This window comes from Streptomyces sp. NPDC092370, assembly GCF_044755265.1.
Classification (GTDB): domain Bacteria; phylum Actinomycetota; class Actinomycetes; order Streptomycetales; family Streptomycetaceae; genus Streptomyces.
This window is the reverse complement of sequence record NZ_JBIVQO010000001.1, coordinates 653,627-678,148: the sequence shown is the minus strand read 5'-3', so window position 1 is coordinate 678,148 and position 24,522 is coordinate 653,627. Positions and strand designations below refer to the sequence as shown.

Genomic DNA, 24,522 nt, shown 5'->3' with positions numbered 1-24,522 from the left:
CACCCCTGCGCAATGCGTCGCGCCCCCGGGAAGACACCTCCCGGCGTCCCGGCTGGAGGGATCCGTCCCTTCGGCGCTCGGTCGCCCTGTTCCGCGCCTTCCTCCGCGAACAGGACGATCCCGAGGCCTGCTACACGCTGCTGGCGCGCGACGCCGTCGACCAGGTCGAGGCCTACGACGGGTCCGTCGCAGGGCGTACGGTCCTCGATGTCGGGGGCGGCAGCGGGTACTTCACGCGCGAGTTCCGGCGGCGCGGGGCACACGCGTTCCTCTTCGAGCCCGACCTGGCCGAACTCGGCGGGAGACCGCCCGACTCGGCCGTGGTCGCCGACGGGTATCTGCTGCCGCTGCGGGACGGCGTCGCGGACGTCACCTTCTCCTCCAACGTGCTGGAGCACGTGGCGGATCCGGAGACGTTCCTCAGCGAACTGGCCCGGGTGACGCGGCCCGGCGGGCTGATCTACGTGTCGTTCACCAACTGGCTGTCACCGTGGGGCGGGCACGAATGGGCCCCGTGGCACTACTTCGGCGCCGAGCGGGCCCGGGCCCGCTACCTGCGGCGGACCGGCCGGCCCGCCAAGCACACGCTCGGCGAGAACCTGTTCGCGGTGCACATCGGCTCCACCCTCAGGCAGGTGCGCGCCCGGGACGACGTCACGGTCGTCTCGGCGCGCTCCCGCTACTGGCCGTTCCTCGCGGAGACCGTCGTCAAGGCGCCCGGCATCCGCGAGTTCGCCACCTGGAACCTCCTCCTCATTCTGCGGCGGTGTCCCCCATGACAACCACGGTCCAGGCTCCTCCCCCGGCAGCCGTCCCCACCACCGCGACCACCTCGGGCCCGCCCGACGGCCCGCGGTCGCGGCGCTGGCTGCCGGCTTTCTGGGCTGTGGTGTTCGTGCTGTTCCTCGCGGTGCGGCCGGGGCGGCAGACCTTCGACACCAAGCTCGGAGTCACGGTCGACCCGGGGCAGTTCCTCGCCGATCTCGGCCAGCTGTGGCACGACCGGGCCGGGTTCGGCGGGATCCAGGACCAGTACGTCGGCTATCTGTGGCCGATGCTGCCGTTCTACTGGCTGTGCGACCTCGTACGCCTGCCGGTGTGGCTGGCGGAGCGGCTGTGGCTGTCGCTGATCGTGTCCGTCGCCTTCTGGGGCGCGTTGCGGCTGGCGGAGCGGCTGCGGGTGGGGAGCGGGGCGTCCCGGCTGCTGGGCGCGGTGGCGTACGCGCTGTGGCCGGTGTTCACGACCGTCATCGGATCGACGTCGGCCGCGGCGCTGCCGGGCGCGTTCCTGCCGTGGGTGCTGCTGCCGCTGACCAGCGAGCGGTACACCGCCCGGGTCGCGGCCCTGCGCTCGGCGCTGCTCGTGCCGTTCATGGGCGGGGTCAACGCGTCGGCGACACTCGCGTCCCTGCTGCCGGTCGGGCTGTATCTGCTGTCCCGGCCCCCGGGGCCGCGGCAGCGCAAGCTGATCGCCTGGTGGACACCGGCCGTGATCGTGGTGACGGCCTGGTGGTGGGTGCCGCTGCTGCTGCTCGGGGTCTACGGCGAGAACTTCCTCCCCTATATCGAGACGGCGCGGACGACCACGGACACCATGTCGGCGACCGAGGCGCTGCGCGGCGCCGGGAACTGGGTCGCCTATCTGCACCTCGGTGACGCGTGGCTGCCGGCGGGCTGGGCCGTGGCCTCCTCCGTCGTCGTGATCCTGTGCTCGGCGCTCGCGGCCGGACTCGGGCTCGCCGGCCTGGCCCGGCGGGACATGCCCGAGCGGCGGTGGCTGGTGCTGACGGTGCTGGTGACCGTGCTGGTGCTGCTCGCCGGGTACGGCGGGGCGTTCGGGGCGCCGTTCCATGGGGTGGTGCAGGACTGGCTGGACGGGTGGCTGTCGCCGTTCCGGAACATCTACAAGTTCCAGACGGGCCTGGCACTGGCGCTGGTGCTGGGGCTGGCCCATCTGGTGGGAGTGGCGGCCGAGCCGCGCGGGGCCCGGCAGGTGCGCGGCCGGCGCTTCGCCCCGCTGGTCGCGGCGGTGCTGATCCTGCCCGGCCTGCTGTGGCCGTACCTCAACGGCTCGATCCTGAACCCCGGTTCGTTCCCGAAGCTCCCGGCCTACTGGCAGGCCACGGCCGACTGGCTGGAGAAGTACTCGCCCGACTCGCGGGCCCTGGTCGTCCCGGCGACCGCGCACGGCGTCTACACCTGGGGCTCCCCCATCGACCAGCCGCTCGACGTGCTCGCCGAGTCGCGGTGGGCGCAGCGCGACTACGTGCCGTTCGGCACGCCCGGCAACCGGCGGGCGATGGACGCCGTCGAGCAGGCACTGATGTCCGGCGCCGAAGTCCCGGGGCTGGCGGACTACTTGAGCCGGGCGGGGCTGTACTACGTCGTCGTACGCAACGATCTCGATCCCGACCAGATCGGCCATGTGCCCACCACGACCGTCAAGCGCACCCTCGAACAGTCGGGGTACGAGCGGGTGACGGGGCTCGGGCCGGTGATGACCGGCGGCCGGATCGCGCAGGACGCGCCGCTCCAGGTGGAGGGGCTGTATCCGCGGCAGCGTGCCGTGGAGATCTACCGGCCGGCGGGGGACGACGTGATCCGGCCCGGGCAGGCCGGGCTCACCCCGGTCGCCGACACGGCCGTGGTCTCCGGCGGGCCGGAGGCGCTGCTGCCGCTGGCGTCGCGTCTGCGCGGGCGGGCGGCCGTCCTGACCGGCGACCACCATCCCGGGCTCGGCACCCCTGCCGTGCAGGTGGTGGGTGACGGGCTGCGGCGGGCGGACACCCGGTTCGGGCTGGTCAACTCCGGTACCTCCTACACGTACACGCGCGACGAGCGCAACGCGCCGGACGCGCTGCAGGACCCGGGCGAGAAACCGCGCCAGATCCTGCCCTCCGAGGGCACCGATCACCAGACGGTGGCCGAACTGCGCGGCGCCCGCTCGGTGTCGGCGTCCTCCTACGGCAACTGGCTCTTCCACCTCCCGCAGTACGACCCGGTGAACGCCTTCGACGGCAACCCGGACACCGCCTGGGCGGAGGGGGCGCCGGACACGCCGGACGGACAGTGGCTGCGCATCGGCTTCACCGGCTCCTACGACATGCCGTCCTCCTTCAAGGTCACGCCGCTGCCGCAGGAGAGCGTGCGGGCGGCGGCGACGAAGGTGCGGGTGGAGACCGAGAAGGGTTCGAAGACGAGTTTCCTCCAGCCCGACGGCACGACCCAGCGGATCGAGGCGCCCGAGGGCGCGACGCGGTGGATGAAGCTGACGATCGTGGACTCCGTGGCGCGCAGGGCCGGTCTGACCGGGGCGGGTTTCTCCGAGATCGACCTGCCGGACGTGCGGGTGACGCGGCTGCTGCGGCTCCCGGCGGACGCCGAGGACGCCACCTCGGCCGCGACCGTCGTCTCCCTGCACCGCGCCTCCGACCCGACCGGTCTCTCCGCGACCGGCACCGAGGCGGGCCTGCACCGCCGCTTCACGACTCCGGCCGCGGGGACGTACGAGGTGAAGGCGAGCGCGGTGCCCGTGCCGGGCGGGGAACTCGACGAGCTGCTCTACGAGGTCGCGCCCGAGCAGCAGGCCCGGATCGTCGCCACCGCCGACTCCACGGCGCGCCTCGGCGCCGGCCTCGCGGCACGCAACCTCACCGACGGCGACCTGACGACGGCGTGGATCGCGGGCGACCGGCCGACGATCCATCTGCGCTGGCAGGGCAAGCAGCCGGTCGGCGAACTGGTCCTGGCCCCCGCGGGCGGCCTGTCCGCCCGCGCCTTTGAGGTGCACATCAGCTCCCCGGACGGCGCCGCCATCGCCGGTGTCGACAAGAACGGCTGGGTCCGCTTCCCGGCCATCACCACCGACCGCCTCGACATCACGATCACCGAGACGGCCCCGCTGACCCTGCACAACCCGGTCGCCGACGAGGACCTGCGCCTCCCGGTGGGCCTCACGGAGGCGTACCTCCCCTCCCTCGACCAGTACCGCACGCCGCAGCCGGACGGCACTCGGAAGTTCTCCCTGCCGTGCGGCAAGGGCCCGGACGTCGCGCTGGACGGTCAGCTGTACCAGTCGAGCGTGAAGGGCACCGTACGGGACCTGGTGGAGCGGCGGGGCGTGGAGGTGACGCTCTGCCAGGACGGCCGGGACGACACCGAGGTGCGGCTTCCCGCCGGAGACCACCGGCTGGAGGGCGGGGACGCCGGGCCGCTCACGCTCACGGACGTGACCCTCACCCGCGGCACGGTCCCCGAGGCCGCGGCGGCCGGGCGTGACCTGCGGATCCGGGACTGGCTGGGTGACCGCCGCCAGGTGACGCTCGGCTCGGGCGCCGCCTCGTACCTCACGACCTACGAGAACTTCAACGACGGCTGGAAGGCCACCCTGGACGGCAAGGAGCTGACCCCGGTGCGGCTGGACGGCTGGCAGCAGGGCTGGCGGGTCCCGGCCGGGGCGGGTGGCGACGTCAAGCTGTCCTACGAGCCGGCCACGACGTACGACGCCGCCCTGATCGGCAGTGGCGTCGGCATCGCGGTGCTGCTGGGCCTGGCGCTGTGGCGGCGCCGCGCCGCCAACCCCGACGCGCCCCAGCCGGTCCCGCCGCCGCCCGGCCTGTGGCTCGGCGCGGTGGCGCTGACGCTGGTCGGCGTGGTGATCGCGGGCTGGTTCGCGCTGCTGGTCCCGGCGCTGGCGCTGCTGGCCTCGCGACGGCACGCACTGCTGGTTCCGATCGCGTTCGCCGCCCTGGCCGGTGCGGGGATCACCGCCGTGTTCGGGGCCGGGGAACCGGTGGGCGCGGGCGCGGGCGCGTTCGGGCACCTCGCCCAACCACTCGCCCTGATCGGCCTGTTCGCGGGACTGGTGAGCCTGCGCGGGGAGCCGTCCACGCAGGCGCCGACGCAACAGCTGCCGAGGACGGACCCGGGGGAGGGCAAGCCCGCATGACGGCACCGGCACGCATTCCGTTCCCGGTGGTGGACGAGGTGTCCCGCCACTGCCTCCAGGAGGCGGAACCGGAAACGGTTCACATCGAGGTGCACCTCCCGGGCACCCTCGACCAGGCGCGTCTGCGCAAGGCGTTCCTGGAGGCCCTGCACCGGCATCCGCGGATCCTGATGCGGGAGGCGCGGGGGCCCTTGTACCGGCGGCGCTACGAGTGGGAGCTGACGCCGGAGCCGGATGTGGAGGTGGTGACCTTCGCTCCGCCGGGCCCCCGAGCCCTGCGGGACGCCAGGACCCGGGCCCTCGCGGACGCGCCGCCGTTGTCGGCGTCCCCGCCGATACGGCTCGAGGTGGTGGACTCGGTCCTCCTGCTCACCATCAACCACACCGCCCTCGACGGCCCGGCCTGCCTTCGCGTCCTGGCCACGGCCGCGGAGTTGTACGGGGGCAGGGACAACGCCCCCGCGGCACCCCCGGTCCGTGCGCCTCAGGCCCTCCAGGAAGCCGCGGACACCCCGGCCGGCTGGTCACCCCCGGCGCGGGTGGCGCGGGGCACGCCCGACCCCTCGCCGGGCAACGGCATGCTCGTCACCGAACTCCCCCTCCCGCACCGCCCCAAGGGCTCCCCCTACACCGTCAACGACCAGCTCATGGTCACCACCGCCCTGACCATCGCCCACTGGAACAGGGAGCACGGCGCCCGGCCCCGCCCTCTGCGCATCACCATGCCCGTGGACGACCGCCCCCGCGACACGACGATGCCCATCGGCAACGGCACGCGTCTGGTGGAGGTCCCGTACGGGCCGCAGGAGCTGGACGTCACCGACATGCCGGCCCTCCTGCGCCGCACCGCGGAGCGGACCCGTGCCCTGAAGTCCCTGCCCCGCCCCCAACTCGGCCACGGCGCGGCCCTCCTGACCACGCCGTGGGCGCCCGTCACCGCCCGCGCCGCCCTCACCCGCGCCCTGCGCCGGGCCGCCGCGCCCTGGACGTCGACGACCCTGCTCAGCAACATCGGCCGTATCCCCTACCCGCTGGACTTCGGGGAGGAGGCGGGCCGTGCGCACGCCGTCTGGTTCTCCGCGCCGGCCCGGATGCCCCGCGGTCTGACCGTGACCACGGCCTCCACGGCCGGCCGTCTCCATCTGGCCCTGCGCTGGTCGAAGGCCCTGCTCAGCCACGGCGACGGCGCCCACCTCCGCGACCTCTTCGAGCACTATCTGCACACCACGGAGGTGACCGCGTGACCACCCCGGCCACCACCGGACGCCCGCCCCGGGACCTGCGCGACTTCTATGAGAACCCGGCCGTCCCGGTCGCCTCCGGCACGCCGCGCAGCCTCCGCCAGGCCCGCATGCTGGCCCGCGCCCTGGGACCGGCGACCCGGACCCCCCGCACGGTCCTCGACATCGGCTGCGGGGACGGCACCGCCGCCGCCACCGCCGCCCCGCTCCTGCCCGGCCACCGCGTCATCGGCGTCGACTGGTCCCAGGACGCCCTGCGCCGCGCCCGCACCCGCATCCCGTACGCGGTGCGCGGCGAACTCACCGGCGGGGGGCTGCCCTTCGCGTCCGCCTCGGCCGACGCCGTGCTGTTCAGCGAGGTGATCGAGCACCTCGTCGACCCGGACGCGGCCCTCGACGAGATCCGGCGGATCCTGCGCCCGGGCGGGCATCTGATGCTGTCCACGCCGAATCTGGCCGCCTGGTACAACCGGGGCCTGCTGCTGGCCGGGGTGCAGCCGGTGTTCTCGGAGGTCAGCCTGCGCGGCATCCACGGCCGCCCGGGCAAGGAGGTCGTGGGGCATCTGCGGCTCTACACCGCCCGCGCGCTCAGGGAGTTCGTCGCCGCGTCCGGATTCACGGTCGTACGGCTCGAAGGAGCCCCCTTCCACGGCGTGCCGCGCCCGCTGCGGCCACTGGACCGGCTGGCCTGCGCCCGGCCGCAGCTCGCGTCGATTCTGCTGCTGCACGCCCGAAGGACGTAACCCATGTGGTGGGGAGTGGCCGCGGCCCTGCTGGCGAACACCCTGTACAGCCTGGGCTTCGTGCTGGAGAAGCGGGCGCTCACCTCCCTGCCCGAGGTGTCGATCCGGCAGCCGGCCCGGCTGCTGCGCCTCGTCCTCGGCAGCCCCCTGTGGATCGGCGGCTCCCTCGCCCTCGCCGCCGGTTTCGCCGCCCAGCTCGTCGTCTACCGCACCCTGCCGATCGCCGCCGCGCAGGGCATCTTCGTCTCCGGCCTGGTGCTGCTCGTGCTGCTGTCGGCGCGGCTGCTCGGGGAGGAGACCTCCGGCCGGGAGCGGTACGCGCTGGGCGCGATCCTGCTGGCGCTGCTGATGGTGGTGCTGTCGCTGCGGGAGGGCTCCGACACCGTCAGCCAGGACGCGCCCTACCAGCTCATCCTGCTGGTGTGCGTGCCCTCGCTGGCGGCCGGGGTGTGGCTGTACGCCTCCGCCGAGCGGCGCACCCGCAACCGGCACCGGCGCCCGACGACCGGCGTCGAGTACGGCGTGGCCGTGGGCCTGCTCTACGGGGTCAGCTCCCTTGCCATCAAGGGTGTCTCCAGCCACCTGACGACCAGCGGGATGGGCGGCGCGGCCCTGGACCTGCTGAGCTCCCCGTATCCGTATCTGCTGCTGTTCACCGGCGTGTTCGGCCTGGTGATGTCGCAGGCGGCGCTCCAGCGCTGCCGGGCGTCGCTGATCGTGCCGGTGTGCACGACCGTGACCAGTCTGTTCACGGCGGTGCTCGGCACGATGTCGTTCGGCGAGGCCCTGCCGGACGAGCCGCTGCGGCTCGCGCTGCGGGTGGCGGGCACGGCCCTGGCGGTGGCCGTGCTGCTGACCATGCCGAAGCACGACACCGCTCCCCAACCCTCCCCACCTGCCGAGGAGCTGACATCCCCGTGAAACCCGACGACCCGCTGCTGAAGATCCTGGCGTGTCCGATCGACAAGGGCCCGCTGCACCTGCTGGCCGAGGAGGCCGGGCAGGAGGAGGCGCTGTACAACCCGCGCCTGCACCGCCGTTACCCGATCACCGACGGCATTCCGCAGCTGCTGCCGTCCTCGGGCGAGCAGGTGCCGGACGACGTGCACGAGGAACTCCTGAAGAGGATGGCGCCGTGACCAGCCTGGCAGCGCGCCTCGCCCCTCTCCTGCCCACCCGTCTGGTGGCCGCGACGGCCCGGGCGCTCTATCCCCGGTTCGAACCGGAGCTGGCCCGGCTCGCCGAGCTGTGCCCGCCGGACTGCGGCACGGCGGTGGACGTCGGCGGCTGGTACGGGCCCTGGACGCACCGCCTGGCCGGCCTCGCCCAGCAGGTCGTGACGGTCGAGCCGGTGCCCCATCTGGCCCGGCTGCTGGCCGCCGCCGCGCCGCCGAACGTCCGCGTGATCCGGGCGGCGGCCTCGGACCGGCCGGGCATCGCCCGTCTGTGGCTGCCGCCGGACGACTCCGGCGACCGGGGCGTGTCCTCGCTGGTGCGGCGCGACATCCACGGCCGCGCGCTGGACGTCTCCTGTGTCACGCTGGACGAGCTGGGCCTGCGCGACGTCGGCTTCATCAAGATCGACGTGGACGGCAACGAGCCGGCGGTGCTGCGCGGCGCGACGGGTCTGCTGGCCCGCGACCGGCCGGCCCTGTTCGTGGAACTGGAGTCCCGCATCCAGCCGATCGCGCCGGTGGTGACCTATCTGGCCCTGCTGGGCTATGACGGCTGGGTGCTGCCCGGCGACACCTGGGTGCCGCTGGCCGGGTTCCCCCTGGAGCGCCACCAGGCGGACGCCTCCTACGTCGTCTCGCACGGGCTGCTCCGCAGGGTTCTGCCCTCCTCCGCCCTCAGGGGCCCGCGTTACGTCAACTCCGTGCTGTTCCTGCCCGACGGCCGCCGCCCCGGCAGGACCCCGGTGGGCGACGATGGATCCCATGCCCTCCGGAAAGCACCCCGCTAGCCCCTTCGCCCCGCTCGACTTCCAGCTGGTGCTGCTGCGCCGCATGGCCGACCACAACCCCGGCCTGGTGGAGGACGCCCGGCACGAGCTCGGGGTGTCGATCGCGGACATGCGCGAGGCGAACAAGCGCTGGCAGGCCATGGTCCGCTCCCCGCGCTCCCGCGCGCCCCTGTCCAGGTATTGCCACGTGCTGGGCGAACCCGAGTCCTGTACGCCCCGCCGGATCGGCGATCTCGACTGCGAGGCATGGCTCTGGCCGATGCCCCTCTGGCCCGGCCTGCGCTTCGAGGTGCTGACCGCACCGACCGGCGCGGTGTGGAACGAATGGCTGGTCCGCGCCCCCGGCGTCCCGGGCCCCGAGCTGCGCACGCTCGACGATCTCACCCCCTGGTCCTGCACGGTCGACGAGGCGGCCCGCGCCTTCGCCCCGGCCCGCCCCCTGGAGGGCACGGCACCGACCCGGTGGGGCCTGGCGTTCACCGCGTCCGACGCGCGGGGGGTGCGGCGGGAGGCCGTCGCGGAGTTCACCTGGGGGCTGCTGCAGCGGGTGTCCGTCACCGGCCGGCAGGACTGAGGGGCCCCGCCCCGGCCCGCGGCCGGCCGGAACTGGTCGTGGGAGGCGGTCTTGAGGTGCGGGGCCCGCCCTCGGTCGGTGAAGCCCCGGCACCGGTGGCGGCGCGGACGAGCCCGAGGGCCACGAGGGGACGCATGGCCCTGCTCATGATCGGCGCGTTCGCGAAGGCGTGCCCGGCTCTCGCCGACGGCACGGCGCCTGTACGACGAGCTGGACCTGCTGCGCCCCGCCCGTGTGGATCCGGCACCGGATGGAAGACGGGGGACGGAGACCGGCGCTGTCGGCAGGACGGCCTCCCGGACGTCGGCCGTGAGCGTTTCTTCCGGCGGCTGATGGTGTACGGAGGGAGGGTGGCGGTCGTACCGGCGGCGGCATGACGGCTCACCGGCGGTACGTCCCCCGGCGGGGGACGTACCGCCGGTGACCCGTGACAGGCGAACAGCTAAGGAGATGTGACGCGTGACCTCTCTTTTCCCGGCCCTGACCAGCGGCTCGGCCGACCGGCCCGCCCTGCGGTTCGGTGAGCGCTCCTTGACGTACGGCGAGCTCGCCGCCGCGGCCGGTGCGACGGCGGAACGCATCGGGGAGGCCCGCCGGGTCGCCGTCTGGGCGACGCCAACCATGGAGACGGCCGTCGCGGTCGTCGCCGCCCTGCTGGCCGGAGTGCCCGCCGTGCCGCTCAACCCCAGGTCGGGTGAGAAGGAGCTCGGGCACATCCTGTCCGACAGTGCCCCCGGCCTCGTGCTGACCGCCCCGGACGACCAACTCCCCGCCCCCGTGCGGGACCTCACCCGTGTGGACGTCGACGTGCACGCCACCGGTGCCGCCCCCGAGGAGCGTGCGGGAGCGGAGGACCCGGCCCTGATCGTCTACACCTCCGGCACCACCGGCCCGCCCAAGGGTGCCGTCATCCCGCGCCGGGCCGTCGCAAGCACCCTGGACGCGCTGGCCGACGCCTGGCAGTGGACCGGCGACGACGTCCTCGTCCACGGGCTGCCGCTGTTCCATGTGCACGGGCTGGTCCTGGGTACGCTCGGCCCGCTACGGCGCGGCGGTTCGGTGCGGCACCTGGGCCGTTTCAGCACCCAGGGCGTCGCCCGGGAGCTGAACGGCGGGGCGACGATGCTGTTCGGCGTGCCGACGATGTACCACCGCATCGCGGAGGCCGTGACGAGCGACCCGGATCTGGTGAAGGCGCTGACCGGGGCGCGGCTGCTGGTCTCCGGTTCCGCCGCGCTGCCCGTGCACGACCACGGCCGGATCGCGACCGCGACCGGGCGCAGAGTGATCGAGCGGTACGGCATGACGGAGACGCTGATGAACACCAGCGTCCGTGCCGACGGCGAGGCCCGCCCGGGCACGGTCGGTGTGCCGCTGCCGGGCGTGGAGCTGCGGCTGGTCGAGGAGGACGGCTCGGAGGTCACCGCGTACGACGGGGAGACGGTCGGCGAGATCCAGGTGCGCGGGCCGAACCTGTTCACCGAGTACCTCAACCGCCCCGACGCCACCACCGCCGCCTTCACCGCCGACGGCTGGTTCCGTACCGGCGACATGGCGGTGCGCGACCCCGACGGCTACGTCCGGATCGTGGGCCGCAAGGCCACCGACCTGATCAAGAGCGGCGGTTACAAGATCGGTGCCGGTGAGATCGAGAACGCGCTTCTGGAACACCCCGGGGTGCGGGAGGCGGCCGTCACGGGGGAGCCGGACGCCGACCTGGGCGAGCGGATCGTGGCATGGATCGTGCCGGCCGATCTCATGTCGCCGCCCGGGCTGGAGGAGTTGGCGGACCATGTGGCGCAGCGGCTCGCCCCGCACAAGCGGCCACGGGTCGTCCACCACCTGGACGCGTTGCCCCGCAACGACATGGGGAAGATCCTGAAGCGGGCGCTGCCCCATGGCTGAGCGCCTCTCCGCCCGCGCGGTCGTCACCGCCCTCGCCGACGACGCCACCTTCGCCGAAATTCCCGTTCCCGTAAGGCCGTCGAGGCCCGACGGCCCGCTCGCGTGGCCGGGCTACGACGACTCCCGCGCGCGGGCCGCCGAACGCACCGGCGAGCAGGAGTCCGTGGTGTGCGGCACCGCCCGGGTCGGCGGCACCCGGGCCGTGTTGATCGCGTTCGAGTTCGGTTTCCTCGGCGGTTCCCTCGGTGAGCGCACCGGAGACCGGCTGGAGGCGGCGTACGCGTACGCCCGTGAGCGCCGCCTCCCGGTGGTGCCGCTGGTGGCGACGGGCGGCAGCCGTATGCAGGAGGGCATGCTCGCGCTGACCCAACTCCAGCGGGTGGCCCGCCAGTCGGCGCTCACCCGGGAGGCCGGTCTCGCGCAGGTCGCGGTCCTGCGCGACCCGACCACCGGGGGCGGGTGGGCCACCCTGGGCGCGGGCGCCGACGTGGTGCTCGCGCTGCCCGGTGCCCAGGTCGGCTTCGCCGGTTCCCGGGTGCGGCCGGCGGACGCGGACCCGGCGGCGTACACGGCCGAGGCGCAGGTCGCGGCGGGCGCGGCGGACGCGGTCGTACGGCCGCAGGAGCTGCGCGAGACGCTGGGGCGGTGGCTGCGGCTGCTGACGTGCCCGTCGGTCACGCCCGCCCCGCCGCCCGAGCCGCTCGGCGAGTCAGGGGTCCTGCCCGTCACGGGCTGGGACGCCGTCCGGCGGGCCCGCTCCTCTCGGCGGCCGCGTGCCACGGCCTACTTGGACGCCTACTTCACCGAGCGGGTCGCGATCAGCGGCGACCGCTGCGGCGGCACCGACCCGGACGGCATGCTGTGCGGGTTCGGCACGCACGGGGGCCGTACGGTCGCGTACGCCGCGCAGACGGGGAGCGCGACCCGGCCGGCCGGATACCGCACCGCCGCCCGGCTGATCCGTCTCGCGGACCGGCTCGGCATCCCGGTGCTGACCCTGGTGGACACGCCGGGCGCGGCCAACGACGCGGAGGCGGAGCGGCAGGGGGCGGGGGCGGCGATCGCCGACCTGTTCGGCGCGGTCGCGAGCGCCGGCACCCCGGTGACCACGCTGGTGATCGGTGAGGGCGGCTCCGGCGGTGCACTGGCCCTGGCCGCACCCGGCAACACCTGGGCCACACACGACAGTTACTTCTCGGTGATCGCCCCGGAGCTCGCGGCGGCCATCCTGAAACGACCGCCGCGCGAGGTGGAGGCGACCGCGGACCAGCTCCGCATCCGTCCGCAGGACCTGGTGGAGCTGGGGGTGATCCGGGGGACCGTCGGTGGGTGAGGTCGGTGCATGCCCCCTGCGTCGCCGCACATCCCGGCCGTGGAGCCGGGACCTAGCGCTTCCAGCCGCTCTACCGGGACGGCGCCACCGACACCCCGCCCGCGCCTGGTCCCGCCCGCTGTCCCCCGAAGCGGCGCCGGAGCCTGAGGCGCGCGGCCGGGCGCGGGGCCCCATCACGGACGTCTGCGCCGGGGCCGTGCCCCGCTGCCTGCGTCCCCGCGGCGCGCTGCCCCTGGCCGGCATCACGGGCATGCCGGAGACCCGGACCTCCTCACCTCGCACCCGGCCTCCACGCTGCGCCCCCTCGACCGCCCCGACGGGTCCACCGCCACCAGCCAGGCCCACTGCCCCTGGCCGGCATCACGGGCATGCCGGGGACCCGGACCTCCTCACCCCGCACCCGGCCTCCACGCTGCGCCCCCTCGACCGCCCCGACGGGTCCACCGCCACCAGCCAGGCCCACAGCCCCTGGCCGGCATCACGGGCATGCCGGAGACCCGGACCTCCTCACCCCGCACCCGGACCCCACGCTGCGCCCCCTCGACCGCCCCGACGGGTCCACCGCCACCAGCCAAGCCCACTGCCCCTGGCCGGCATCACGGGCATGCCGGAGACCCGGACCTCCTCACCCCGCACCCGGACCCCACGCTGCGCCCCCTCCACTGCCACGACGGGTCCACCGCCAACGGCCTGCTCATCGGTTCCACGGTCGCCGAACTCGCCGCCGCCGGCGGGCCGGGCTGCGCTTCGTCGCCCTCCCCCGGAACACCACCACCGACCGGCAGATGCGCGAGGCCGGCTGCGAGACCACGGTGCCGTCCCTCGCGCCCCTGCCGGAGGCCACGCACTCCCCGTGACCGGAGGCCGATACCCCCGTTCGGCGGCGCCCCGCCCGGCCCCCCAGGAAAGGCGGCCGGGCCCCCTCCCGCGCACGATGCGAAGGAGGCCCGCCACCCGGCGGACCCACGCCCGCGAGGCCCGCCACCTGGCGGCCCCCCACGGTCTGTGCTCTCGGGAGGACCTGCCATGACCGCCAGTCTGGAGCAGTTGCGCCGCTGTCACTTCGCCGTCGACCTGGGGGCTGCCCGCACCCGCGTCTACGTCAAGGGCGCAGGTCTCGTCGTCGACCAGCCGTCCACCGCCGCCGTGAACACCCGCACCGGGGCGCTGATCGCGGTCGGCGAACTCGCGGAGAAGATGACGGGCCGCACCCCCGACTACATCCGGGTGGTCCGGCCGGTATCCGGCGGCACCGTCGTCGACATCGAGATGGCGCAGCGCATGCTCCGGCATCTGCTGGGCGACAAGATGCGCCGCGCGCTGCGCCGCAAGCCGATCCTGCGGGCCGCGGCCTGCACCCCGCACGGCGCCGACCCGCTGGCCCAGCGCGCGGCGATCGAGACACTCGTCGGCATGGGCGCCCGCCGGGTGGAACTGGTCGACACCCTCATCGCCGCCGCCGTCGGCTGCGGACTGCCCGTGGAGCAGCCCGAGGCGACCATGATCATGGTGTGCGGGGCGGCGGCCACGCAGGTGGCCGTGCTGTCACTCGGCTCGATCGTCACCGCCGAACGCATCCCGGTGGGCGGCGAGGCCGTCGATCAGGCGATCGTGCAGCACCTGCGTCACGAGCACGAGCTGATGCTGCCGAGCCAGTCGGTCCGGCCGCTGCAACTCGCCCTGTCCGGCAACGGCCTCACCCCGCAGGGCCCGGCCTCCACGGAGATCCACGGCCGGGACGTCGCCACGGGACTGGCCCGTTCCGTCCAGGTCGACACCGCGGCCGTCCGGGACGCCATCCAGACACCGCTCACGGCGGTCCTCGACGGCATCGGCAAGGTGCTGCGGGGCTGCCCGCCCGACCTGGTCGCCGACCTCGCCGACCGGGGGATCATGATGGTCGGCGGCAGCGCGCTGCTGCCGGGCCTGGATCAGATGCTGCGGCAGGCGACCGGGATGCCGGTGCACATCGCCGAGCGCCCGGACGTGTGCGCCGTGCAGGGTCTCGGCGCGATGCTGGAGGGCAGGATCGCGCCGCTGGCCCTGGCCCCGCTGGGCTCCTGAGCGTCAGCCGCCGGTCAGCGGGCGAACCAGCAGCGCACGGTCGTCCCGCTGTCGCTCCGGTGCACCCGCACCAGGTCGGCGATCAGATTGACCAGCAGCATCCCGCGCCCGCCGCGCTGGTCGCGGGGCACGGGCCTGCGTCCGGCCAGGATGTCGGCGAGCCGCCCCTCGTCGCGGACCTCGCACACCACGTACCCCTCCTCGGCCCACAGCCGCAGCACGCCCGAACCGCCGCCGTGCACCACGCTGTTGGTGGTGAGCTCGGCCGCGGCGAGGGCCAGGTCCTCCCGCTTCACGCCGACGAGGCCGAGGCGCGCGCCCTCCCCGACGGCCAGGTGCCGGGCCTGGGAGAGCGAGTCGGAGTCGAAGGCGAACGTCAGCGCCTCCTGCACGGGCTCCAGCGGCTCGTTGTAGCGGCTGACGACCTCACCGGGGGCGTACGCCTCGCTTTGCCGGGCGACGTCGGAGCCGGGGTGTATGACGGTGGGGTGGGTGGCGTAGGCGTCGGTGACGCAGTGCTCGGGCAGCCGGGCGATGTCGTACGGGCACAGGATGGTCGCCGTACGGCCCCGGAAGGCGGCGTTGATGAGCGCCTCGTGCTGGGCGCAGGCCGGGTACTCGGTGTCGGAGCGCCCCGGCCAGACGGGCTCGCCGATGATCCGCACCCGGCGGCCGTCGGGCTGGGCGTCGGCGAAGGCGCGCAGCACGCCGGGGATGATCCGTCCGGGGTTGCGTCCCGCCTCGCGCATGTCCAGGAGCCGCACGGACTCGGCGGCGTCCCCCAGCGCGTCCCTGATCAGGGTGAGGTTCTTGTCGGGCACGGCGACGGCGACCGGCTCGCCCGCCTCCAAGCCGGCGTGCACGAAGGGCAGGGTGCCGTCGAGGTATTCCTGCTCGTCCCGGTAGAAGAGCGCGGGGTGGGCGAAGGGCTCCAGGGGCCCGAAGGGCTCGGTCGCCTCGGTCACCGCCGTGATCGTCACGTCGACACCTCGATCCCTGTCTGGCCGGGCCACAGCAGGTCGAGCGTGCGCCGCAGCGCCGCCGGCGGCCGGCGCACCACGAACCTCCGGCCGTCCCGGAGCTGCCCGGCGGCGGCCGCGAGCGCACCGGCGCCCGCGACGTCGACGAACGTCACCTCGGACAGCTCCAAGTAATACACGTCCTCATCCTCGCGAACAGCCTGCTCGAGTACGCCTTCCCAGATCGCACGCGTCGTCAGGCCGATCTCACCGGCTGCTCTGACGCCCTGCTGCCCGGCCAGCGGAAACACCGCCAAGCCCGGCACAGGTCCGCGCGGGCCGGTCGCCGACACCTGCTGCCGAGTGTTCAAGCCCCTCTCCCCACGCTTCTTCCGGGCCACAGCGCTCGTACCCGCGCCGGACAAGCTCATTCCCCCGGGACGTGTGTAGTACGCCGCACGGCGGGCAGGCGCACGTCACACCGACGTCCACGGGGGCGAGTGACGTCGTGCAGTCCGGCGAGACGGACACGACCGACGAGGACCGACAAGGCGGTGACATGACCTCAGCGGCATCACCACAACTCACAGGAGGGCTGGACACCCTGGTCATTCGGGGCCGCGTCGACGCGGACCGCGCCGAGCTCACCCCGCGGGGCGAGCTCGTCCACGGCTGCGCGGAAACCCTGGGCAGAACCCTGGCCGACCTGCCGGCCACCGTCACCCGGGTCGACCTGGACATGGGGAGCGTGCACTTCATGGACACCGCCGGCCTGCAGTTCCTGGATGTGCTGGCCGACCACGGCTGGCAGCGGTCGCGGACGGTGACGGCGACGAACTGGAACGGCCAGCCGCGCCGGATCCTGGAGCTGGCGGGCCTGGACACGACCGACCCGCTGACCGGCCTGGACGCCACCGGCCCGGTCTCCGCATCGGCGCCGGCCGCCTCGGCGGTCGCCCTGGAACGCGCCGAATGCCTGCACGTGCTCCAGGAGGAGGTCGAGCAGCTCCGCCAGGCCATCGCCTCGCGCCCGGTCATCGACCAGGCCCGGGGCATTCTCATGGCCACCCACGGCTGTACGTCCGACGAGGCGTGGCACATCCTGCGGGAGGCGTCGCAGCTGTCGAACACCAAGCTGCGGGATGTCGCCGCGGCGGTGACGGCGAGTGCGGAAGCGGACGGCCCGCCGCCGTCGGCCGAGCTGCGCACGGCGTTGCAGAGGGCTGTCGCGAAGCGTCGCGGGGCCTGAGGGCCGAAGGCTCCCGGTTTCGCGCCGGAGGGCCCGGGTACCCGGCGGCCCGCTCCGGCCCGCCTCCGCCGAGGAGAACCCCATGGGCTTCGACCCCCGTGACCGGGAACGGGTGAGGTGCCACCGTTCCCCGGCCGGTGAGACTCTGCCGGCGGCCGGCCGGCCGGGGTGGCGGGCCCGTTCCTCCGCGCCGGCCCGCGCCGCGAACGCGGTCTGCCGCGCCCGCACCGGATCCGCTGCGGGGCCGGTACCCGGCCGCGCGACGGGACGCGGAACGTGATCTCCGCCCCGTTCCCGCCGGCCGGCCCGCTCGCCGGGCGCGGCGCCCGGCGAGGGAGGGCACGGTGACGACCCCGGCTCCCCTGCCGGTGCTCGTCCTCGTGGGCGGTCTGCTCTACACGGCCTGCGCCGCCCGGCTGCGGCGCCGCGGGGACCGCTGGCCGGTGCGCCGCGACGCCGGATTCTGGCTGGGCGGGGCGCTGCTCGTGGCCGCGTTCGCCGTGCCGTGGGGGGCGTGGCTGGCGCCGTTCACCGCGCACACGGCCGCCCATCTGACGGCCGGCATGGCGGCCCCGCTGCCGATCGTCCTGTCCCGGCCGGTCACGCTGGCCCTGCGCACCCTCCCGCCGCCCGGCCGCCGGGCCCTGGTCTCGCTGACCCGCTCACGCCTCGTCACGGCGCTCGTCTTCCCGCCCGTCGCCGCGGTCCTCGACATCGGCGGCCTGTGGCTCCTCCACCGGGCCCCGCTCCCGCCCGCCGTCCACCACAACCCCCTGGTGTACCTCCACCTCTTCGCCGTCGGCACCCTCTTCACCTTCGCGCTCCTCGCCGTGGACCCGATCCGTCACCGGCCCGGCCGGTACGTGCGGGGCGGCACCCTCCTGGCCGCCTCCGCGGCCCACGCGATCCTCGCGAAGAGCCTGTGGGCCACCGGCCCGCCCGGCACCACCCACACCCCCGCCGACCTGCACCTCGCCTCACAGCTCATGTACTACGGCGGTGACGCGGTGGAACTCGTCCTGGCCGTGCTGCTGGCCGCCCAGTGGTACCGCGCGCGAGGCCGGTGCTCACGGCCCCACCGGGGTACCCGGCAGCCGGCAACCGCGCAAGGAGGAACACGATGAGCGACCACACCCCGTCCCAGGCCGAGGGCGACCGCGACGACGAGCGGGACACGACCCCGCGTCCCACCCCGTCCCAGGCGGAGGGCGACCGCGACGAGGCGGGCACCGAGGGCGAAGACGACGGAACGGACGACACCGGCACCTAGCAGGCCACATGGAGGTGACGCGACGGGGCACCCGTATCTCCCCACCACTCAAGGGAGTTGCTTCGTGATCATCGCCGCCGTCATCGCCGGATGCGTGCTCCTGGCCGTCCTGGCCTTCCTCGTCCCCCGTCTCTCGCGCCACCCCGAACGCGGCACCCAGCGTTCCCTCGGCGCCGGCGCCCGCGCCGGCGGCAAGGCCCCCGGTGTCCTGGGCAGGCTCTTCAGCAAGCCCTTCCACACGAGTTCCCGCGCCGTGAGCCGCAGCGGCTCGGCCGGGCGCCGCACGCGCGGTCGCATGCCCTTCTGACCCACCGCGGCCGGATCGCCCGGCATTCTGGTCCCGTACACAGGGCCGGCAGAAGGAGACCTTCTCGATGGGTACCGCTGTGCATGTCCCGCAGACGCGGGACATGATCGGGGAGGAACTCTCCGGAGACGAGGCGTTCACCGCGCTGCGGCGCTACGGCGGCCGTCGGCTGCTCATCGACGCGTTCACCCGGTTCCGTTACGCGGACGGATTCAGCAACTCGCGCTCCCTCGCCTTCCAGGTGGTCCTCGGCATGGTGCCGTTCACCATCGCCCTGGTCGGAGTGGCCACCACCGTGCACACGGAGAGCGTGGGGCGGATCATCGAACTCACGCTCGGCCAGATCGTCCCGGGCGCCAGCGCGAAGCTGATCGAGGACGCTTTCGGCAGCACCGAGCGCAGCGCCGGTTCCGGTGTCTGGGGTGCGGTCGCCATGTGGCTGGGCCTGGGCTTCGCCGTCCTCAACCTGGCCTCGGCGATGGCCCAGGTCGAGCGGGGCGCCAACCGCATCTACGGCATCGAGCGCGACCGTCCCTTCCTGTTCAAGTACGGCCGGTCCCTGCTGCTCGCCGTCGCCGCGGGCATGCCGATGGTCCTGGGGTTCCTGCTGCTCGTGGCCGGTGACGCCGTCGGCGGGGCGGTGGTGCAGGCCCTCGGCTGGTCCCGCGCCTGGCTGGGCTGGTGGCGCGCTCTCGACGTGCCGCTGGGCGTGGTGCTCGCCTGGGTCGCCTCGGCGGTGATCTTCCGCTGGGCGCCGCGCCGGGACCAACCGGGTTACACCTGGCTGGCCTTCGGTTCGGCGGTCCATCTGGTGCTGTGGATCACGGCCACCTGGCTGCTGGCGCTCTACGTCGCCAAGAGCGGGTCCTTCGGCGCCGTGTACGGGCCGCTGACGGCCTTCGTCGCCCTGCTGCTGTGGGCCAACCTGACGGGTGTGGCCCTGTTCCTCGGCATCGCGTTCGCCGCTCAGCTGGAGGCGGCCCGGGCCGGCATCACCGAGGCGGTGCGGCCGGACCCGGGGCCGGGACCGTGACGCACCCGGCCGACACCGCGCGGCCCCGGGCGGGGTGGATCGCTGACGCGCGCCCGGTCCCTGTGATCACCGCGCACAACCAGGACGTATCGTCCTCGGTGTGAGCGATGTGTCTCCCGCGACCACCACACCGGCAGACCGACAGGTGACCCCCGAAACCGCCGGACGGCCGACCGGCGCCGATCCGGCCCTGCGGGCGGCCTACCGGCTGTGCCGACGCCGGACGAAGGACCAGGACCCGGCGGAGTACGCGCTGATCCAGCTGGTGCCGGCGGCCCTGCGCCCGGCGCTCCACGCCCTGTGGGCGGCCGCCAATGCGCTCGACGATCTGGGCGACGACCGCACCGCGCCCGCCGCCGAACGGGCCGCCCGGGTCGAGGCCTGGATCACCGCCCTGCACCGCGAACTGCCCACCGGCTCCAGCCCCGACCCGATCCGCCACGCCCTGGTGGACACCGCCGGCCGCTGGCGTCTGGACCTGTCCGAGCTGCGGGACGCCATGGCCCAGGTCCAGGACGACACCCGCGGCAGGCGCTTCGCCGACTGGACGCAGTGGCGTACCTGGGGCCGGGACAACCTCCTGCCCTGGTTCGGACTGGTCCGCACCGTCTTCGACCGGGCCGGTGTCCCGGTGGCGCTGCGTCTGGACACCCGGGAGGCCTATGAGGAGTTCCTCGACGGCGTCCGGCTCACCGACATCCTCACCGACCTGTCCGCCGACCTCGCCCAGGGCGACCTGCTGCTGCCCGCCGAGGTCCTCGACCGCCACCCCGGCTCCGCCGCCGACCTGGTGCGGCGCCGCTGGAGCCCCGCCGTCGCCGCCCTGGTCACGCACCTGACCGGCCTGGCCCGCCAGTGGGTGACCCAGGAGGCCCTCACCCGCGGCATGCACCCCGGCCCCGCCACGGTCCTGGACACCATGGCCGCCCTGCTGCGCGCCCAGCTCGACGCCGTCGACGCCGCCGGCCCGGCCCTCCTCCACTCCCCGCCCCGGCCCGCGCTGCGTGTCCGGGTCCGTATCCTCGCCCCCGCCCGGACCCGCGCGGCCCTGGCCTGGAGCCTGACCCCGCTGACGGTGCCGCCACGGCACCGCCCCGGCCCGCACCGGTCAACGGCACCCGCCCGGCCGGCATCCACCGGCGGCTTCCGGCAGCCGCCGTCCCATCCCAGTGGAGAGCAGCCGCCCCGGATCCCGCCGGGCCGGCTGCCCGCCCATGTCGCCGTGATCATGGACGGCAACGGCCGCTGGGCCCAGCAGCGCGGCCTGCCCCGGCACGAGGGCCACCGCGCCGGTGCCACCACCGTCCGCGAGATGGTCCACGGGGCGCTGGAGATCGGCCTGCGCCATCTGACGCTCTATACGTTCTCCACCGAGAACTGGCGCCGCGACCCCGAGGAGGTCGAGGCGATCCTCGACCTCCTGCGCGGCGAGCTGGCGGAGAACCCCTTCCGCGACCTCGACGTCCGGCTGCGCTGGCACGGCCGCGCCGGGCGTCTGCCTCCGGATCTGGTCGATCTCCTGCATCTGCGGGAGCGCACCACCCGCGCCCGGTCCGGACTGACTGTGACGATGTGCATCGACTACGGCGGCCGGGACGAGCTCACCCGCACGGCCGCCGCCCTGGCCCAGCGGGCCCGCGCCGGTCATCTGGAGCCCGGTCTGATCGCCGAGGAGGACTTCGCACGCCATCTGCCCCTCGGGGACATGCCGGACGTGGACCTGCTCTGGCGCACCGGCGGCGAACAGCGTGTCTCGAACTTCCTGCCCTGGCACACGGCCTACGCCGAGCTGCACTTCACTCCGGGGCTCTGGCCCGACGCCGACCGCCGCGACCTGTGGCAGGCGATCACCGCCTACACCCACCGCCAACGCCACCACGGCGCGACACCGGCCGCGTCGGGAACGGCCTCCGGCACTCCGGTCCCCCCTGCCGACAAACCGTCAGCAGCCCGTCGTTCGGCAGCTCCCGCAGCGGGCCCGGGCGAGTGAACCGGGTGCGGCCGGGGAGCGGCGGTGCCGTTCTCGCGCACTCGCGGCCAGAAACGGTTCCGCGCGTACAAGGCGTGGTGGACGGGTGGGACTCGAACCCACGGCCGACGGACGACGAGTCCTTCGCGACGAGCTTCTTCGAGCCGGCCTCCGATCAGGTGATTCGGTGCCACCGGTATTCGACCGCGGAAGGCGGGGCGGGGAGACCCGAAGATCTCAGCCATCCCCCGCGAGAGGCCGCAAAGCGATGTCCTCGGCGCCCCATCCCGAGCTGACGCGTGCCGGGCTCGGCAGGGGGCTGCCTTGTGGACACGACAAGACTCGTACTATATCTTGTACAAGTCGAGAAGAGAGGCGGCCAGCATGTCCATCACCGCCAGCGAGGCGCGCCAGAACCTGTTCCCGCTGATCGAGCAGGTCAACGAGGACCACGCTCCGGTTCACATCACTTCCCGCAAGGGGAACGCCGTCCTCATGTCCGAAGAGGACTTCAGTTCGTGGACCGAGACAGTGCACCTCCTGCGCTCTCCCAAGAACGCCCGTCGCCTGCTCGACTCCATCGCCGAGGCGGAGGCCGGCAAAGCCCGGCATCGCGAGCTGATCGACCCCGGTGCGGAGCGTGCGTGAAGATCTCGTTCACGACCCACGCCTGGGAGGACTACACCTACTGGGCCGAGAACGACCGCAAGATGGTCAAGCGCATCAACAAACTGATCGACGACACCATGCGCGATCCCTTCAAAGGCATCGGCAAGCCGGAGCCCCTGAAGGGTGCCCCGTCGGGCTACTGGTCCCGGAGGATCGACGACACGCACCGACTCGTGTACAAGCCGACCGACGATGAGCTGATCATCGTCCAGGCTCGATACCACTACTGACACGGCCCGAAGAACCTGCACCGGTCCCGAAGCGCGCATGACGCTGAGGCGACGCCACCCCAGGATTGCAGCACCGCAGAACGCGGACTTGTCGCGGGTCGAGCCTGCATCGGGCGCCGCCTGGGCCCTTGGAGGCCAGGGCCTGCCGACCGTCCGGAGCCAACGCTCACCGCCAGCGGTTCGCCGACATCCGGGACACCCTCAGCCGGGCCTCCCGGTCGCTGTTCCCGGCTTGATCAGTCAGCGGTTGCGAGCCGGACTTGCTCCGGCCAGGCGTCCACAGGGCCGGCTCCCGGTGGCCATGACCTGCGGCGTCTGGTGCGAGCAGCGGCCTCCCCAAGAAGGCGACGGCGATGCTGGGGGGCGCACCGCCGCCGCCGGTCGAGGGCGGGCTGCCGCCTGGCAGGGCCCCGTCCCTAGGACGGGGTGGCGGTGTCGTGCGACCGGTTGAGGCCCAGGCGGTCGCGGACCAGTGCGACGACGACCACGCCCACGGCCACCAGGGTGGACAGGACCACCTGGTCCCGGCCGCCGCCCTCGGCTGTGTCGGTGAGCATGTAGCCCAGCACGAAGATGATCACCGCGATGGTGACCCAGGTCAGGTACGGGTAGAGCCACATCCTGACGACCAGCTTCTCCGGCGACTCCCGCTGCAGGGTCTTGCGCATGCGCAGCTGGGAAAAGCAGATCACCAGCCAGACGAACAGGGCGATCGCGCCGGAGGAGTTCAGCAGGAACTGGAAGACCGTGTCCGGCCACAGATAGTTGAAGACGACGGCGACGAAGCCGAAGACGACCGAGGCCAGGATGGCCGACTGCGGAACTCCGCGCCCGGTGGTGCGGGCGAAGGCGGCCGGGGCGTCGTTGCGGCGGCCCAGCGAGAAGGCCATGCGGGACGCGGTGTACAGGCCGGAGTTGAGACAGGACAGCACGGAGGTGAGCACGATGGCGTTCATGATCTGGCCGGCGTGCGGGATGCCGATGGAGTTCAGTGCGGCGACGTAGGAGCCGTCCTTCAGGATGGCCGGGTCGTCCCAGCGCAGTAGCGACGCCACGACCAGGATCGAGCCGAGGTAGAAGACGGCGATCCGCCAGATCACGCTGTTGGTGGCCTTGGTGACCGCGGCCTGCGGGTCGGCGGTCTCGCCGGCCGCCAGGGTGACGATCTCGCTGCCCATGAAGGAGAAGACGACCATCAGGATGCCGGTGAGGATCGCCCCTGGGCCGTTGGGCAGGAACCCGCCGTGCGCGGTCAGGTTGGAGAAACCGGATGCCGGGTGATCCGAGCCGGGCAGCAGTCCGAAGATCGCGAGTCCGCCGATCAGGATGAACACGGCGATGGCGACGACCTTGATGCCCGCGAACCAGAACTCGAACTCGCCGTAGGAGCTGACCGAGGCGAGGTTGGTGGCGGTGAGGACCACCATGACGATCAGGGCCCAGCCCCACTGCGGGACTCCGGGGATCCACCCGGCCAGGATCTTGGCGCCGGCGGTCGCCTCGACGGCGAGCACCACGACCCAGAAGAACCAGTACAGCCAGCCGATGGAAAACCCGGCCCAGCGGCCCAGCGCACGGTCGGCGTAGGCGGAGAACGATCCGGAGGTGGGGTTGGCCGCGGCCATCTCACCGAGCATCCGCATGACGAGGACGACCAGTGCACCGACGAGCAGATAGGAGATCAGGATGCCGGGACCGGCGGCGGCGATGCCGGAACCGGAGCCGACGAACAGGCCGGCGCCGATGACGCCACCGATCGCGATCATCGACAAGTGCCGGTTCTTCAGCCCGGCCTGCAGGCCGGATCCTCCTGGGGCGCTTGGGTCGGCAGTCACCGAATCGGAGGCGGGAACAGGTGCTCGTGTTGCCATCTCAACATCACATCCAGGGCACAGGTGGAGGGGAGGAAAGGTTCCGGCGGGATCGGACGGGGTGACCGCGTGAATTCCGTCGGGTTGCGGGGCGCCGGGCCAGCGGGTGGCGATCATGGTGGCGGTCCGGGCATGGTGGACCGCGGCCTCCGGGCCCGGTGCCTACTGGACCGGTCGTACCGGCGGCGCTCAGG

At 73.6% G+C, this 24,522-nt stretch carries 22 protein-coding genes; 19 read left to right on the top strand and 3 right to left on the bottom strand.

All coding sequences use genetic code 11. The features are described from left to right. The first annotated feature begins 5 nt into the window (after positions 1-5). The 11 genes from ACIQHQ_RS02980 (at position 6) to ACIQHQ_RS02930 (ending at position 14,771) form a co-directional block, all read left to right on the top strand. A complete protein-coding gene (locus tag ACIQHQ_RS02980; RefSeq protein ID WP_402610608.1) occupies positions 6-779 on the top strand; it encodes a class I SAM-dependent methyltransferase in 774 nt (257 codons plus the stop codon). Then, positions 776-4,948, top strand: coding sequence for an alpha-(1->3)-arabinofuranosyltransferase family protein (locus ACIQHQ_RS02975; RefSeq protein ID WP_402609460.1), 4,173 nt, complete (start codon positions 776-778; stop codon positions 4,946-4,948). Before ACIQHQ_RS02980 ends, ACIQHQ_RS02975 begins: the two co-directional genes overlap by 4 nt. Beyond that, the gene (locus tag ACIQHQ_RS02970) at positions 4,945-6,192 is read left to right on the top strand and encodes a condensation protein (protein WP_402609458.1); all 1,248 of its coding nucleotides are present in this window, start codon (positions 4,945-4,947) and stop codon (positions 6,190-6,192) included. The genes ACIQHQ_RS02975 and ACIQHQ_RS02970 overlap by 4 nt, the downstream gene beginning before the upstream one ends. After that, the gene (locus ACIQHQ_RS02965) at positions 6,189-6,932 is read left to right on the top strand and encodes a class I SAM-dependent methyltransferase (protein ID WP_402609457.1); all 744 of its coding nucleotides are present in this window, start codon (positions 6,189-6,191) and stop codon (positions 6,930-6,932) included. Before ACIQHQ_RS02970 ends, ACIQHQ_RS02965 begins: the two co-directional genes overlap by 4 nt. Positions 6,933-6,947: 15 nt before the next feature. Continuing rightward, the gene (locus ACIQHQ_RS02960; protein WP_402610607.1) at positions 6,948-7,853 is read left to right on the top strand and encodes a hypothetical protein; all 906 of its coding nucleotides are present in this window, start codon (positions 6,948-6,950) and stop codon (positions 7,851-7,853) included. After that, complete coding sequence (locus ACIQHQ_RS02955) at positions 7,850-8,071, top strand: Trm112 family protein (RefSeq protein ID WP_402609455.1); 222 nt, start codon at positions 7,850-7,852, stop codon at positions 8,069-8,071. The genes ACIQHQ_RS02960 and ACIQHQ_RS02955 overlap by 4 nt, the downstream gene beginning before the upstream one ends. Further along, positions 8,068-8,895, top strand: a complete 828-nt coding sequence (locus ACIQHQ_RS02950; RefSeq protein WP_402609453.1) for an FkbM family methyltransferase — start codon at positions 8,068-8,070, stop codon at positions 8,893-8,895. Before ACIQHQ_RS02955 ends, ACIQHQ_RS02950 begins: the two co-directional genes overlap by 4 nt. Further along, positions 8,861-9,469 (top strand): hypothetical protein, encoded by a 609-nt coding sequence (locus tag ACIQHQ_RS02945; RefSeq protein ID WP_402609451.1) that lies wholly within the window; start codon positions 8,861-8,863, stop codon positions 9,467-9,469. Before ACIQHQ_RS02950 ends, ACIQHQ_RS02945 begins: the two co-directional genes overlap by 35 nt. A gap of 459 nt (positions 9,470-9,928) precedes the next feature. Then, positions 9,929-11,374, top strand: coding sequence for an acyl-CoA synthetase (locus ACIQHQ_RS02940; RefSeq protein WP_402609449.1), 1,446 nt, complete (start codon positions 9,929-9,931; stop codon positions 11,372-11,374). After that, positions 11,367-12,707: a carboxyl transferase domain-containing protein gene (locus ACIQHQ_RS02935; RefSeq protein WP_402609447.1), complete on the top strand. Its 1,341-nt coding sequence runs from the start codon at positions 11,367-11,369 to the stop codon at positions 12,705-12,707. The genes ACIQHQ_RS02940 and ACIQHQ_RS02935 overlap by 8 nt, the downstream gene beginning before the upstream one ends. A gap of 1,026 nt (positions 12,708-13,733) precedes the next feature. Continuing rightward, positions 13,734-14,771 carry a rod shape-determining protein gene (locus ACIQHQ_RS02930; protein ID WP_402609445.1) on the top strand — a complete coding sequence of 346 codons (1,038 nt, stop codon included), beginning with the start codon at positions 13,734-13,736 and terminating at the stop codon, positions 14,769-14,771. A 14-nt stretch (positions 14,772-14,785) separates the two neighbouring features. Here the strand turns inward: ACIQHQ_RS02930 and ACIQHQ_RS02925 are convergent, their stop codons facing one another. Both ACIQHQ_RS02925 and ACIQHQ_RS02920 read right to left on the bottom strand, forming a co-directional pair. After that, a complete protein-coding gene (locus tag ACIQHQ_RS02925) occupies positions 14,786-15,745 on the bottom strand; it encodes an anti-sigma factor RsbA family regulatory protein (RefSeq protein WP_402610606.1) in 960 nt (319 codons plus the stop codon). A 2-nt stretch (positions 15,746-15,747) separates the two neighbouring features. Continuing rightward, complete coding sequence (locus ACIQHQ_RS02920; RefSeq protein WP_402609444.1) at positions 15,748-16,101, bottom strand: STAS domain-containing protein; 354 nt, start codon at positions 16,099-16,101, stop codon at positions 15,748-15,750. Positions 16,102-16,289: 188 nt separating this feature from the next. Between ACIQHQ_RS02920 and ACIQHQ_RS02915 the strand changes: the two genes are divergently transcribed. The 8 genes from ACIQHQ_RS02915 to ACIQHQ_RS02880 all read left to right on the top strand — a co-directional run bounded on the left by ACIQHQ_RS02915 (position 16,290) and on the right by ACIQHQ_RS02880 (position 22,457). Continuing rightward, positions 16,290-16,979, top strand: coding sequence for an ANTAR domain-containing protein (locus tag ACIQHQ_RS02915; protein WP_402609442.1), 690 nt, complete (start codon positions 16,290-16,292; stop codon positions 16,977-16,979). A gap of 344 nt (positions 16,980-17,323) precedes the next feature. After that, a complete protein-coding gene (locus tag ACIQHQ_RS02910; protein WP_402609440.1) occupies positions 17,324-18,103 on the top strand; it encodes a cytochrome c oxidase assembly protein in 780 nt (259 codons plus the stop codon). After that, a complete protein-coding gene (locus ACIQHQ_RS02905; RefSeq protein WP_402609438.1) occupies positions 18,100-18,249 on the top strand; it encodes a hypothetical protein in 150 nt (49 codons plus the stop codon). The genes ACIQHQ_RS02910 and ACIQHQ_RS02905 overlap by 4 nt, the downstream gene beginning before the upstream one ends. Before the next feature lie 64 nt (positions 18,250-18,313). Further along, the gene (locus ACIQHQ_RS02900) at positions 18,314-18,556 is read left to right on the top strand and encodes a DUF6411 family protein (RefSeq protein ID WP_402609436.1); all 243 of its coding nucleotides are present in this window, start codon (positions 18,314-18,316) and stop codon (positions 18,554-18,556) included. Between the two features lie 67 nt (positions 18,557-18,623). Further along, positions 18,624-19,589 (top strand): YihY/virulence factor BrkB family protein, encoded by a 966-nt coding sequence (locus ACIQHQ_RS02895; RefSeq protein WP_402609434.1) that lies wholly within the window; start codon positions 18,624-18,626, stop codon positions 19,587-19,589. 100 nt (positions 19,590-19,689) lie between these two features. Continuing rightward, positions 19,690-21,579 carry a polyprenyl diphosphate synthase gene (gene uppS / locus ACIQHQ_RS02890; protein WP_402609432.1) on the top strand — a complete coding sequence of 630 codons (1,890 nt, stop codon included), beginning with the start codon at positions 19,690-19,692 and terminating at the stop codon, positions 21,577-21,579. A gap of 363 nt (positions 21,580-21,942) precedes the next feature. Continuing rightward, positions 21,943-22,206 carry a type II toxin-antitoxin system Phd/YefM family antitoxin gene (locus ACIQHQ_RS02885; RefSeq protein ID WP_402609430.1) on the top strand — a complete coding sequence of 88 codons (264 nt, stop codon included), beginning with the start codon at positions 21,943-21,945 and terminating at the stop codon, positions 22,204-22,206. Continuing rightward, positions 22,203-22,457: a Txe/YoeB family addiction module toxin gene (locus ACIQHQ_RS02880; protein WP_402609428.1), complete on the top strand. Its 255-nt coding sequence runs from the start codon at positions 22,203-22,205 to the stop codon at positions 22,455-22,457. The genes ACIQHQ_RS02885 and ACIQHQ_RS02880 overlap by 4 nt, the downstream gene beginning before the upstream one ends. 416 nt (positions 22,458-22,873) lie before the next feature. Here the strand turns inward: ACIQHQ_RS02880 and ACIQHQ_RS02875 are convergent, their stop codons facing one another. Next, positions 22,874-24,328, bottom strand: coding sequence for an amino acid permease (locus tag ACIQHQ_RS02875; protein ID WP_402609426.1), 1,455 nt, complete (start codon positions 24,326-24,328; stop codon positions 22,874-22,876). Between the last annotated feature and the right edge of the window lie 194 nt (positions 24,329-24,522).

Bases quoted from the DNA above. Each gene is read 5' to 3' on its own strand.
- ACIQHQ_RS02975 (WP_402609460.1), top strand. From the start codon at position 776: ATGACAACCACGGTCCAGGCTCCTCCCCCGGCAGCCGTCCCCACCACC.
- ACIQHQ_RS02970 (WP_402609458.1), top strand. From the start codon at position 4,945: ATGACGGCACCGGCACGCATTCCGTTCCCGGTGGTGGACGAGGTGTCC.
- ACIQHQ_RS02945 (WP_402609451.1), top strand. From the start codon at position 8,861: ATGGATCCCATGCCCTCCGGAAAGCACCCCGCTAGCCCCTTCGCCCCG.
- ACIQHQ_RS02935 (WP_402609447.1), top strand. From the start codon at position 11,367: ATGGCTGAGCGCCTCTCCGCCCGCGCGGTCGTCACCGCCCTCGCCGAC.
- ACIQHQ_RS02930 (WP_402609445.1), top strand. From the start codon at position 13,734: ATGACCGCCAGTCTGGAGCAGTTGCGCCGCTGTCACTTCGCCGTCGAC.
- ACIQHQ_RS02915 (WP_402609442.1), top strand. From the start codon at position 16,290: ATGACCTCAGCGGCATCACCACAACTCACAGGAGGGCTGGACACCCTG.
- ACIQHQ_RS02905 (WP_402609438.1), top strand. From the start codon at position 18,100: ATGAGCGACCACACCCCGTCCCAGGCCGAGGGCGACCGCGACGACGAG.
- ACIQHQ_RS02895 (WP_402609434.1), top strand. From the start codon at position 18,624: ATGGGTACCGCTGTGCATGTCCCGCAGACGCGGGACATGATCGGGGAG.
- ACIQHQ_RS02885 (WP_402609430.1), top strand. From the start codon at position 21,943: ATGTCCATCACCGCCAGCGAGGCGCGCCAGAACCTGTTCCCGCTGATC.
- ACIQHQ_RS02875 (WP_402609426.1), bottom strand. From the start codon at position 24,328: ATGGCAACACGAGCACCTGTTCCCGCCTCCGATTCGGTGACTGCCGAC.